Annotated in this window: 9 protein-coding genes and 1 pseudogene; 1 reads left to right on the forward strand and 9 read right to left on the reverse strand. The window is 43.4% G+C overall.

Annotation, left to right across the window (positions count from 1 at the left end; translation table 11 throughout):
* Positions 1–295: 295 nt before the first annotated feature.
* From K1F36_RS12275 to K1F36_RS12305, 7 genes and pseudogenes are all read right to left on the reverse strand, one after another.
* A pseudogene (locus K1F36_RS12275) lies at positions 296–2,107 on the reverse strand (sodium:solute symporter family protein).
* Between the two features lie 163 nt (positions 2,108–2,270).
* Entirely contained in the window at positions 2,271–2,966 is a 696-nt protein-coding gene (locus K1F36_RS12280; protein ID WP_220114089.1) for a GDSL-type esterase/lipase family protein, read from the reverse strand.
* Between the two features lie 71 nt (positions 2,967–3,037).
* A complete protein-coding gene (locus K1F36_RS12285; protein WP_220114090.1) occupies positions 3,038–4,669 on the reverse strand; it encodes a sulfatase family protein in 1,632 nt (543 codons plus the stop codon).
* An 18-nt stretch (positions 4,670–4,687) separates the two neighbouring features.
* Entirely contained in the window at positions 4,688–5,536 is an 849-nt protein-coding gene (locus tag K1F36_RS12290; protein WP_220114091.1) for a hypothetical protein, read from the reverse strand.
* An 8-nt stretch (positions 5,537–5,544) separates the two neighbouring features.
* A complete protein-coding gene (gene nagB / locus K1F36_RS12295) occupies positions 5,545–7,476 on the reverse strand; it encodes a glucosamine-6-phosphate deaminase (RefSeq protein ID WP_220114092.1) in 1,932 nt (643 codons plus the stop codon).
* A gap of 92 nt (positions 7,477–7,568) precedes the next feature.
* Entirely contained in the window at positions 7,569–8,438 is an 870-nt protein-coding gene (locus tag K1F36_RS12300; protein ID WP_220114093.1) for a sugar phosphate nucleotidyltransferase, read from the reverse strand.
* Positions 8,439–8,447: 9 nt separating this feature from the next.
* Positions 8,448–9,563, reverse strand: a complete 1,116-nt coding sequence (locus tag K1F36_RS12305) for a mevalonate kinase family protein (protein WP_220114094.1) — start codon at positions 9,561–9,563, stop codon at positions 8,448–8,450.
* Between the two features lie 138 nt (positions 9,564–9,701).
* Between K1F36_RS12305 and K1F36_RS12310 the strand changes: the two genes are divergently transcribed.
* Entirely contained in the window at positions 9,702–10,727 is a 1,026-nt protein-coding gene (locus tag K1F36_RS12310; protein WP_220114095.1) for a LacI family DNA-binding transcriptional regulator, read from the forward strand.
* On the opposite strand, the gene K1F36_RS12315 is transcribed toward K1F36_RS12310, so the two are convergent.
* Positions 10,718–11,365 (reverse strand): sugar-binding protein, encoded by a 648-nt coding sequence (locus K1F36_RS12315; RefSeq protein ID WP_220114096.1) that lies wholly within the window; start codon positions 11,363–11,365, stop codon positions 10,718–10,720. The two genes, K1F36_RS12310 and K1F36_RS12315, sit on opposite strands and share 10 nt — an antisense overlap.
* Before the next feature lie 29 nt (positions 11,366–11,394).
* Positions 11,395–12,753, reverse strand: coding sequence for a Gfo/Idh/MocA family protein (locus tag K1F36_RS12320; RefSeq protein ID WP_220114097.1), 1,359 nt, complete (start codon positions 12,751–12,753; stop codon positions 11,395–11,397).
* Between the last annotated feature and the right edge of the window lie 25 nt (positions 12,754–12,778).

The raw sequence follows: 12,778 nt of genomic DNA on the forward strand, positions 1-12,778 counted from the left end.
TGGAATAGGTCTTAACTTGATCAAATGAAAGGAGTCAAGCGAATCGTTCTAATGCGGATATACCAAACAACCTAGACCATATAACAAATAACGCTTGCACCTTGACTATTTCTTTTTGCCACATGTTGTCATGTTGTCATGTCAAATGATTGCAATTTAGCTGTAAAATACAGCCACTTTCTTTAGAGCGATGATATTTTTCCATGATTTCCTCTACGGATAGATACTTTGGAACCTTGACCGGCACTTGACTTTTAATCCTTATAAATGTAATGATTATGATAGGCCCAATTCACTATTTGACCGTACGTTTTATTTTATTCCATATCATGAATAAGCTAATTCCGGATGCCAGGACAACGATTGTCAGAACAATGGCCCATGTCCAATTACCATAAATCCAGTAACCTACTGAAAATAGGGCGCTATAAATAAAAACAGTACCCAATAACATAGCCAATATTCCATCGGGGACAGTCCATCTTTCCTCCACGTCAATATTGATTCCCGCCATAGGCCCACGCTGAACGATTTTCCTCCAACCTGGCCCTCCCGGTCTTATTTTTTTGCAAAATTCCAACAACACCTCATCTGTCTCTGGAGAACTTATATAGGTAACGGTCAGCCAAGCCGTTGTGGTGACGAGCACAACCATTGGATATTCCGTCCAATTGGGCAACAATCCAGTGTCTACAGCGAACAAATAAGATCCCAAGGGAGTCAGCTTTAATAAAAGGGACAGTATTCCAGAGGCGAACATTGCGGTAATTTCACTCCATGCATTGATTCTCCACCAAAACCATCTCAAAATAAAAATCAGTCCGGTACCAGCTCCAAACACCAACAAAATTTCAAAAAGCTGCAGTGCATTTTGAAGCAATAGAGCCAAGGCAGCACTTAAGATCATTAATACGACCGTCGATATCCGTCCGACCAATACCAATCTTTTTTCAGAGCCATCCGGCCGAATCCGTTCCTTGTAAAAGTCATAAACAATATAGGAAGAACCCCAATTCAATTGGGTTGATATCGTGGACATATAGGCAGCAACCAAAGAGGTCAAAACCAGACCCAGAAGACCAGCCGGTAATTTGGTAAGCATGGCGGAAAAAGCTAGATCATGTCCGAGCTTGTCATCCGCCACTATGGGAAATGCTTCCTGAAGACTTGCCAGGTCGGGAAATACAACGATGGAGGCCAAGGCCACTAAAATCCAGGGCCATGGTCTTACGGCGTAATGCATGAGGTTAAAGAAAAAAGTGGCCATAATGGCGTGCTTTTCATTTTTGGCCGAGAGCATCCTTTGGGCAATATACCCTCCTCCACCTGGTTCCGCTCCCGGGTACCATGAACTCCACCACTGTACCGACAATGGGATAATATTCAGCGTAATCATGGCATCCGCATTGTCGAGTTCAGGAAGAATATCCATTTTCATTTGGACATTGGGATTGGCCAATAGGGCCTCCATCCCACCAACCTCAGGTATATTGACCAAATAATATGCTGCACCTATGGTTCCCCCCATAGCTACGAAAAAGAGGACGAAATCAGTATATACCACCCCTTTAAATCCCCCAATAGCACTAAAGACCACGGTTATTAGACCAGCATATAGAACAGTTTGCCAAGGCTCCAAACCAAGCATGATCCCTCCTATCTTGATGGCTGCAAGAGTAACAGCCGACATAGTGATCACATTGAAGAGCACACCAAGGTAAACGGCCCTAAAACCACGCAAAAAGCGAGCAGGGGCACCTCCGTATCTAAGCTCATAAAACTCAAGATCTGTTTTAACATTGGACCTTCTCCATAACTTAGCATATACAAAAACGGTCAGAAGACCTGTCAACAAGAATGCCCACCATACCCAATTACCTGCAACACCATTGGCACGAACAATATCAGTGACCAAATTGGGCGTATCCGTTGAAAAAGTAGTCGCCACCATGGAAATGCCCAAAAGCCACCAGGGCATGGATCGACCGGATAGAAAATATTCGGTACTATTCCTTCCTGAACTTTTGGATACCTATAATCCTATCCCGAGTGTAACAGCAAAAAAGGTAATTATTATCACATAATCCAATGGCTGCAATGTTATCATAATTCAATTTTTAAAATGATTGGAGATATTACAGGGCTCTACGTTTTTAAGTTTTTGAGGAAGGCAGGGAACAACCCTGCCCCCCTCTACCAACTAACCTGCTAAAAAAGCGCTTTCATCTAACTTTGATGGTCAATATTCTGTAGTATTCGTTCATAAATCATTATAAGTAAGGCCTTAACAACCTAGCCCATAGGGCGTAGCCCTGTGCTGTTAAATGCAGTCCATCATTGGTATATTGAACATCCAATCGTCCCTTATCATCCAAAAAATGTGGATATAGATCGATCAGCTCGACATTTTTTTGTTTAGCAATTTTTCGCAGGACCCTATTGATGTTTAGAATATTGGAAGCCTTATCGTAATGATTTACAAACCGGTTGAACGTATCGTTTACAGGCAATAGGGTCTGCACATAAATTTCCGTTGAAGGAGACTCCTGAACTATTCGATCGATTATTTTCCGGTAGTTTCGTAGGATAATGCTATCAGGGATATTCCGAGACAAATCATTTATTCCGATCAAGATGAATACCTTGGCCGGTCTGCCTTCTGTAACCTCATCCAATCGTTCCAGGACACCAAAAGTCATGTCCCCTGAAATACCTCGATTGACGGCATTGTCCACATTCAACAATTCGTTCCATTCTGTCCCCGCCGTTATACTGTTTCCTAAAAAAACAATATCATCCGTACTGTTTGGGAACATCTTGAATTGAGCGACCTTATCGTAGAAGTTACTTGGCCTGTCAAGACTATCGACCTTTCTACTATGCTGAGCCTGTAAAGAGACAATCGCATAAACAAAACAAATTATGAATATCAAACCACGTTTATATATCTCCTTGTTCTTTATCATAAATCAAATTCTTTTAGTATTCCTGTTTTTGTACGGACATCACCAATTGCTTCCCTCCGTAAAAGGATTGATCAATTCTGTTGGTTATCGTTATAAGTTTGGATAAATTTTTGATCAAGATCTTCTGAGTCCTTATATGTTTTTCGAAGCTGAGACAAATCCTTCTTAAGTTGTGCTTGTATTTTCGAGTATTCGGCATCATTATAAACATTTATCATCTCGTTGGGGTCTTCGACAAGGTCGTAAAGTTCCCATTCATCCACATCATGATAAAAATGGATCAGTTTATGTGTTTTAGTTGAAATTCCATAATGGCGTTTCACAGCATGTTCCGCAGGATATTCATAATAATGGTAATAGACGCTTTCCCGGTTCCATTGTCGATCATTGCCTGTCAATAACGGTATTAAGCTTTCCCCCTGCATATCATTGGGTACCTTAATCCCCGCAGCATCCAAAAAGGTTTGTGCAAAATCCAAGTTTTGGACCAGCTCATCATTGGAACTGCCTGGTTCGATTTTGTTCGGCCAACGAACCAACAATGGGGTCTTAAAGGATTGTTGATACATAAATCGTTTATCGAACCAGCCATGTTCCCCCAGATAAAACCCTTGGTCGGAGGTGTATACCACCAAGGTATTCTTCGATAGCCCATTTTTCTCCAGATAATCCAAAACCCGGCCGACATTGTCGTCCACCGATTCAATACTGGCCAAGTAATCCTGCATATACCTTTGGTATTTCCACTGTATCTTTTGTTCTTCTGTCAAATGGGGCCATTGTTTTATAAAGTTTTCGGCGATGGAATCCAAAATCGGGGCATAAGCTTGGAGTTGTTCTTGCGTAAGTCGGTTTAACTCACCATTTATAAAAAGGTTTCGGTTTCTAGGATCCATTTCAATGCCCATATCTTCCAAAACGTCTGGGTAGACCTTACAGTCATAGCTCATCAACATATGTTCTAAAATGTTCATTTCCGCGGTTTTGGCAGCTGTTCCCCTATGGACGTAATCGTCAAATAGCGTAGTAGGCTCCGGAACCTTGATTTTGGACCATTTTTGCAGTTTTTCCGCTTTAGGCCACCATGGCCGGTGTGGGGCTTTATGCAGGTACATCATCATAAAGGGTTTGGAGGTATCTCTTTTTTGATCAAGCCATTCCAAGGTAAGATCGGTAATTATATCGGTGGCATAGCCCATTTTTTGGACGGTATCCCCAGCTTCAGTAATGAAATCTGGATTAATGTAACGTCCTTGCCCTGGAACGATCATAAACTCGTCCACGCCCTTGGGACGATTGCCAAAATGAAGTTTACCGAACATGGCGGTCTGGTATCCAGCCTCTTGGAACAATTGTGGAAAAGTTACCTGTGTGGTATCAAAGGGAGTAAGGTTATCTATTTTCCCATTAATATGTGCATGCTTTCCGGTCAAAATGGTAGCCCTTGATGGGGCACATATCGAGTTTGTGACCGAAGCATTTGTAAACAGCATTCCTTCCTTTGCAATCCTGTCAATATTCGGTGTTCGAATTAGGGTATCGTATGCACTTATCGCCTGATAGGCATGATCATCGGACATGATGAACAGGATATTCGGTCTTTTTTGGCGATTTGCATCATCTTGCCCTTTTGCCCTATTGGGGTTATCGCAGGAAAATAAACAAAGAATGGCTATCAAATAAATCAACGGTTGCTTTGACATCTTTATGGAAATTTAAGGTTACCCTAGGTTTAGTTGATGATGCACATCCCCTTTTTCCATAGGACTCTGGGTAAAAAATACGGTTCCATATCCACGCTTATACGCTTCCACTTTTATTGAATCCTTTAGAGAATAGGCCAGGTCCCCTATGAAATGTAAGGGCAGGGCCTTTAATTCCTTATCATAAGGCTCCAAGATATGGTCAAACACCTTGCAGATCCCTATTTGAATCATTGCCTTGATAAAAGGATGTTCTTGGTTCTGTATGAGGAACCAACCAAAATTTGCCAAGTAACCACTTGGGTTTGTTCCATGGTAAATTTCTTGCAGAATTTCTGAGTCATCCAATCCATAACAATCCTCCAAGTTTCTTCTCAATGATTCGGGCATTACCCCAAAGACATAATTTCTAAGGAGTTCTCTTCCAAAATAAACACTACTGCCATCATCCATGATGGGACATCCAAAATCCGGTAATCGTTTATGGAGTTCCAGACCATCATAGAAACAGCTCTTGGTGTTTCCATCAAGAATGCAGACCACTGCAGGAGACCCTCCCTTGCACTTCACCGCTAGGTCCAGGTCCTCCTCGACAACAACTTTTATATCAGGCGCATACTCCTGAAAAAAACCGAGCAATATATTTTGGGGGACCGCTTGTTTTCCTCCAGTGCAATAAAATTCAACCCGGGAAATCCTATGAAGACGAAAGCTTCCATTCAATTCCTGGACAAGGGACCTGATTTCCATTTCCGAAGCAATCATAGGATTGAGTCCCATCGTTCTTTTTTCGCACAATCCAATCCTGTTGGCATCCAACAGGTGCCAATCACATTTTGAAGCTGTGCAATCTGCGACCAATATCATGTCAAAAACTACAACTGTTGAAAATTATAACGCACAAATGCTTCCATTGCTGCATAACTTGCCAATCCTAGGGACTGATACCTTTGTGCGGTTTCCTTGTTCCTATCCTCGGCCCTCACCCAAAATTCACGGAGATCCTCTCCTTGGAACATCACCCCGTCCTTTTGTGTTTGATGGAAAAATATAGCTTTTCGTTTTCGTAGAACCTGTGCCGGACTCATCGGAACGGCCATCTCGATCTCATGGGTCTCCCACTCGTGCCATGCGCCTCTATACAACCAGACCCAACAATCTTCCATAAAGGCATTGCTCTTTAGTTCCTCCAAGGAAGCAAACAACGCTTCCAAGCATACCCGATGGGTTCCATGGGGGTCGGCCAAGTCCCCGGCCGCATAAATTTGATGCGGTTTGATCTCTTCAATAATACGGTTCATAATACGGATATCATCAACGCCCAACGGTTTTTTCCTTATAGCCCCGGTTTCATAAAAGGGAAGGTCCAAAAAGTGAACTTGACTATCTGGAATTCCCATATAGCGAGTAGCGGCCAAGCTTTCCGCCCTTCTGATATTCCCTTTGAGTTTTCTTACCAATTTCGAATCGTATTCTTCCTCCGTTTTGTCGGATATATTTTGCACGACCTCTGTAAACAGTTCCGATTTTTCCAAACTATTGGCCACCTCCGCTATTTTGAGCGCTTCATGATCGGGCACCGCAATATTTCCGGAGGTCTGATACGCCACATGTACTTCGTGCCCTTGGGCGACCAAACGATCAAAGGTCCCTCCCATTGAAATAACATCATCATCCGGATGGGGACTGAAAATAATGACCCGCTTCCTTTCAGGTTGTGCACGTTCTGGACGATTGGAATCATCTGCATGGGGCTTACCTCCCGGCCATCCTGTAATGGTATGCTGAAGCCTATTGAACGTCTTGATGTTCAGTTCATATGAGGATTGCTCAGAACTTAAAAGATCCGACATCCCCGAATCATTATAGTCCTTATCTGTCAATTGCAGGATTGGTTTGTTTTTTTGCATACTCAACCAAACTACGGCTTTATGAGTGAGATCCTTGGTCCAATCACAGGTCCTTACCAACCATGGGGTATCTATTCGGGTAAGGTGCGAAGCCGCTTCCTTGTCCAGCACAAATGTAGTGTTTGCATGTTCTTGGAGATAGGTTGCAGGTACATGGGCACTGATCTCCCCTTCTATGGTATCCCGTACAATTTCTGACTTGTTCTGTCCCCATGCGAGCAATACAATCCTTTTGGCTTTACTAATGGTTCCGATTCCCATGGTCACCGCCTTCCTCGGTACATTTTCCAATCCTTTGAAGGCTGGTGCGGCATCAACACGGGTGATATGGTCCAAGGTGATGTCCCTGGTCACGGAATTGAAATGGGACCCCGGCTCGTTAAAACCAATGTGTCCGGAACGGCCGATACCCAACAATTGAAAGTCCAGACCTCCTGCATCTTGAATAGCCTGCTCATACCTTTTACAGTACTCCTGTAACTCTTCCCTTGGAACCGTTCCATCTGGAATATTGATGTTCTCCGGTGCAATATCTATATGGTCGAAGAGATGTTGGTGCATGAAATAATGGTAACTCTGAACATTATTGCGTTCCATGGGGTAATATTCATCCAGGTTAAAGGTGACCACATTACCAAAGCTCAGGCCCTCCTCCCTGTGCATTCGCACAAGCTCCTCATATACTTTGATAGGTGAGGATCCTGTTGCCAACCCAAGCACACAGGACTGCCTTTTATTTTGTTTTTCCTTGATCAGATGTGCTATTTCCTCGGCCACTATTTTGGAACCTTCTTTGGAATCCTGAAAAATAACGTTGTGGATCTTTTCGAAGCGTGTATCTTCAAATTGACCCGCCGGTTTGTAACCGATAGAACTGTGATTAGTGATTGTTTCCATTGTATTTATAGATTGAATATCATAGATTTTTGTAATTCATCATTCTTATTGGCCTTGATATCATGGCCTCCATCGAAGGATATTATTTGGAACTACCATTCCAATGTCGAATAATGCTCCTTCAGGTACTTTTTCACCTCCACAATGTCATTTTTGGCCGTAAGGTCAGGGACATGTTCGGCCATGGGTATCCCTTTCATGTCACCAGAAAACTTCCCGAGCATGCCCAATAAGGCGGTCGAAAGTTCCTTTTCCAGTCGTACTGGATGTACCGGACAGTGCTTTAGGTAAGGAAAAAGTTTTTTCCCATCAAAGGTGAATATGTTCATACTGACCCTAAGTTTACCTTTGGTATCCCTATATTTTCCTACCTCATCCAACTTGGGCTTTTCAATAATATCGATCAGATTGTTCCAATCATCCATTTTGACCAGGGCAAAGCGTGAAATTCTTTCTGAATCGAATTCCAGGGCATCACGATCATATGTAATCAAGGCCTGCGGTGATTCCGTGTTGCGCAAAAGGTCAAACGCTTCCACAGAATAGAGATTGTCGCTATTGCATACAGTGAAACGCTTTTCCTGTAGTTCAGGATATTGTTCCATGGCCTGACAGAGTGCATCTGCGGTCCCGAAGGGCTTTTCCCTTTCTGATGGCACACGTTGGATGGCAAAGACCACCTCCAACCCATGAAACCCATTGCTTCCACCATAAAAATCACGAAACAATTCCCCTTGCTCCCCTATAACAATATAAATTTTTTCATAACCGGCACGTTTGGCATTATAAAGGACATAATCCAACATGGGACGTCCATTCCCTCCCAATCCTATCAAACCTTTGCTTCTTTCATTGGCCTGCTGGATTTCTTCAGCACTCAATATGGACTGGTTCGAGGCATTTTTCTTCATTCTGGATGAAGCTCCTCCGGCCAATACCACCAAACTATTCAGTGAACTCATATGTTATTTTTAATGGTACATTTCAATTATTCTGGATCCTGGGTCCACTTGGACCTGAAAAGCATCCTTGGCGCCTGCCGCTTTGATGGCGGCAATAACTTTGGCTTGTACAGTCTCGGGCGATAGGACAACAATGCTACCACCCCTCCCGGATCCCACAATCTTGGCCCCGTAAGCACCCGCTTCAAGGGCGCTTTCTATCATATTGTCAATAAGGGGCAGGCTAATATTTAAAAAATCCCGTAGCACCAGATGATGCTCCAGCATCAAATCACCTATTTTTTTTAAATCAAGCTCTGGTCTTCTAAACTCCAGTAGCGCACGTTGTGTAATACTATGGTTACGGATTGCGGCTACAAAATATACCTGCAATTCCTTCGGAACATAGGGCAAGTAAGTATCAATATCTTTTACATCCGCATTTCCCAAGTCGAAGTTCTTGACATATTTTTTCAGTGTCTTTACCGCCAATAGGGACTTATCCTTTAATTCTCGGAGTACCCCGGAGGTATCCTTAGGAATGCCAGACTCCCCAACGATCAGACCAGGAATCAACCTTTCAAACGTTTCATGGTATGGTTCCTTTCCTGTTTCAAGGTAAATGATATTACCCATAGCTATACTGAACTGATCCATTCTCCCCCCAGGTCTACCGTGATAGACCACCTCGGATTCATAGGCCAACTGTGCAACCAAAGACCTGGTAACGGGAACATTGCAACCAAAGGCGGACAACAAAAATTCCACCCAAGCCACGACTAGGGCGCTGGAGCTTGAAGTTCCCGCATTAATGGGAATATTGCCTTTGATGACAATATCATATCCATAATCGGGGCAACAACCATAATCCTTCAGCAGATCGATGGCTGCCATAAAGAAATCCCCTTGTTCAATGACCGTGAGCTTCCTTTTAGGGTCTATGGTCCGTGTTTGGCGCATGTCTGGTTGATCAATAACCAAAAAACCAGTGGTATTCTTCCTAGCGACCAATGTAATATGCCTATCAATGGCACAGCTTATCACAGGAAGTTCCAAGTAATCTTGGTGGTCACCGAACAAACAAGTCCTCCCTGGGGTCTTGACCACAACTGTCTCCCTACCTGATAGGTTAGGCTTGCTATCCATTATATCCCTTTGTTTTTAAAACTGTCACACATGGATTTGCTCGACATAATCCGTCGCAATATAATAAAAAATGTGTACGAACACACTATTAATGTTAACGTTAACATTAATAGTATTTATTTTAAATATATTTGTCTGGTGAAGAAAAAAATTACCATTAAAGATATCGCTCGCCTAGCCGATGTTTCCATTGGAACAGTGGACAGGGTCATCCACAACCGGGGCAAAGTTTCACAAAAAGCTCATGATCGTGTTCATCAGGTCATGGAAGAACTGCAATATAAGCCCAACCCTTTGGCCAGAATACTAAAGAACAATACTGTATTCCGTATACAGATCTTAATACCCGATCCATCCTTAGACCCCTACTGGACCTCTTGCTCCGAGGGAATTGATGAAATTATTCAAGAGTTCGAGGCCTTTGACATCGACTTCAATGTTCACTACTTTGACCCGTCCTTGCCGGAACAGTTTCTCAACAAGGGGTTCGAGGTCATGGCGAATAGCCCGGATGCCTTGCTATTTGTTCCGCTTTTCGAAACGGAAAGCACTACCCTACTTAAGGAATTGAAAGATAGGGACATTGTGACGGGTACCTTCAACAGTCCCTTAAACAATGAAATGGGACAACATGTTGGACAGGATTTATTTGTCAGCGGGAGGGTAGCCGCCAAACTCATGTCAATTTTGCTCCCTGAATCCGCCTCGATTTTAATCGTTCATATCGATGAATCCCACAATGCGATACATATCAAACAGAAAGAGGAAGGGTTCAGGTCATTTTTCAGGGAAAAGCGCCCATACCAAAAACTGACTGCTCTTTCCTTACGCTCAAATGAAGTACATAGCCGTTTGACATCGTTCATTAAGGAATCCGAGCCTTCGGGTTTTTTCGTCACCACATCCAAAACCTACCAAGTTGCAGAAGTCTTGGACCAAGAAGAGTGGAACTCAGCGCTTATAGGGTATGATCTTATCGAACGGAATATCGATTACCTGAAGAAGGACCAAATCAACTTCCTGATCCATCAAGCCCCAAAGCAACAGGCGTCACTTTCCCTTCGATATATCATTGAAAGATTGCTTTTTGACAAAAAATTCCCCAACTCACAGTTGCTACCCATTGATATCATCAATTCGGAAAATGTGAACAGCTATCTTTGAGCAGGCATTGCATCCAAAAATTGCAACCGACCAAAAGCACTGGGTACATGAAAGTCCGGCTCCCTGGTACCTGGATCGACCCAACTGATCCAATCAAATATCTTAGGACCTTTACCCTTTTGTCCTCCTCCTTTGCAGTCGGCCCTGAATATTCCCATATAAATTCCGTTGTCATGGATTAGGTCCAATGCATTCAAAGATGCTTTTCCGACCGACACCTCTATTTGATAACCATCCCCTGTCAATCTCGAATTCACTTCTAATTGATTCGACGGCCATCTCCAATCGTAATCAAAATTTCGATAGTGGGAAGCGGCATAATCAAGGACACGACCATAGGGGTCGAGTTCAAGACAATAATAGTTTTTCAAATCCAGATTGGCGGTAAAAAACAATTCCACCCGGTCAGAGTTGACAACTTCCAACTTATGATCGCGCAATCGTTCAACGTTCAAGGAAGTTTCCGAAACCTCAAAACGCGCATAAAGGCAATGGGAATCATGTTGTGCCATGAACCGTGTTTTCTGTATCGTACCTTGGCTCCATGGATTGATGAATGCTTCCAAGCGGGGAATAAGCTCCCAATTGACTCTCCCTTCACCTTGATGGACGGTTTGATATACGGGATATTGTTTCATCCTACCTTTTCAAAAGCATGTGATATGTTTCAATAGCTACCATTGTCCCAGTCAAATGGTTCTCGTTTAATCCATTGCCCTCTTGTGAAATCAGGAAAATCCTGGGGCTCTCCATTATTGGCTATGGATCTTTCGGACAAAGGTGTTACTGCGCTCCAGGCAGCGGCATCATAAACATCCAAAGGTGGAGCGATATTGGCCTTGGCACTTTCGACAAAGGCATTCATTACAAAAAAGTCCATACCACCATGGCCTGCACCTAAGGCATATTCACCATACTTTTTCCAAAGGGGGTGATCGTACTGTTCCAGCCAAGGAGTTGCCTCATCCCATTGATGGGGTTCCGATTGTCCCTCAATATACATCCGATTACCATCCACTTCCCAAAGCCCTTTGGAGCCCTGCACCCTAAAGCCCAAAGAATATGGTCTAGGCAAATTACAGTCATGGGTAACGATTATTGTTTCGCCATTTGCCGTTTCCAAGGTAGAGGTGATTACATCCCCCTGTTTGAACTTGACCTTGGCATTGGGGTGGTCCGCCCCTCCAACTTCCAGTATATAATTGTGCAAACCTATTCCTTTGGTGGCATGGGAGGTCATGGAAACCAATCTATTGCCACGATTGACATCGGCCATTGTGGCTATGGGACCAAGTCCATGGGTTGGGTATACATCGGCATTTCTTTTTACCGAATGCGCCGTACGCCATTTGGATTCTGAAATTCCCCTATCTCCAAACTCAGCTCCCTTTCCGTAGGCAGTTTTTCCGTCATTGAACTTCACATGTCTAAGGTCATGCTGATAACCGCAGCGAAAGTGAACCAATTCACCAAAGACATCCTGCTTTACCATATGTAGCACCGCCATGATATCACGACGATAATTCACATTTTCCAGAATCATCATATGGGTTCCCGTACGCTCGTGTGTATTTACCAAATCCCAACACTCTTCAAGGGTATTGGCCGCAGAAACCTCGACTCCTGCATATTTTCCGGCCTCCATGGCATCAACGGTCATTCGGGTGTGCCAGAGCCATGGCGTTGAAATGACCACAGCATCCAGGTCTTTTAATTCCAATAGATTGCGATAATCATATGGGTCCTTTCCAAACGATTTTGGTTTTTGTCTATTGGCCTTGGATATCAAATCCATCGCAACGCCGATTCGATTTTCATCGATATCACAAATAGCAGCAATATGGACATCGTCTCGCCTTAAAAGATTGGAAAGGTGATTGGTACCCCGAAGTCCAACACCGATCAAACCAATGTTGAGCTTATTTCCAATCGACCTATACATGGTACCATGGGCCAGTCCGGGGGCCAGCGCCACTGCTGTTCCAAATATGGAAGTGTTTTTTACAAATTTTCTTCTTGAGCTCATATTAACTAAATTTTATATCAGTAAA

It is taken from the genome of Flagellimonas abyssi (assembly GCF_019457905.1).
GTDB classification, from domain to species: domain Bacteria; phylum Bacteroidota; class Bacteroidia; order Flavobacteriales; family Flavobacteriaceae; genus Flagellimonas; species Flagellimonas abyssi.

Bases quoted from the DNA above. Each gene is read 5' to 3' on its own strand.
- K1F36_RS12280 (WP_220114089.1), bottom strand. From the start codon at position 2,966: ATGATAAAGAACAAGGAGATATATAAACGTGGTTTGATATTCATAATT.
- K1F36_RS12285 (WP_220114090.1), bottom strand. From the start codon at position 4,669: ATGTCAAAGCAACCGTTGATTTATTTGATAGCCATTCTTTGTTTATTT.
- K1F36_RS12290 (WP_220114091.1), bottom strand. From the start codon at position 5,536: ATGATATTGGTCGCAGATTGCACAGCTTCAAAATGTGATTGGCACCTG.
- nagB (WP_220114092.1), bottom strand. From the start codon at position 7,476: ATGGAAACAATCACTAATCACAGTTCTATCGGTTACAAACCGGCGGGT.
- K1F36_RS12300 (WP_220114093.1), bottom strand. From the start codon at position 8,438: ATGAGTTCACTGAATAGTTTGGTGGTATTGGCCGGAGGAGCTTCATCC.
- K1F36_RS12305 (WP_220114094.1), bottom strand. From the start codon at position 9,563: ATGGATAGCAAGCCTAACCTATCAGGTAGGGAGACAGTTGTGGTCAAG.
- K1F36_RS12315 (WP_220114096.1), bottom strand. From the start codon at position 11,365: ATGAAACAATATCCCGTATATCAAACCGTCCATCAAGGTGAAGGGAGA.
- K1F36_RS12320 (WP_220114097.1), bottom strand. From the start codon at position 12,753: ATGAGCTCAAGAAGAAAATTTGTAAAAAACACTTCCATATTTGGAACA.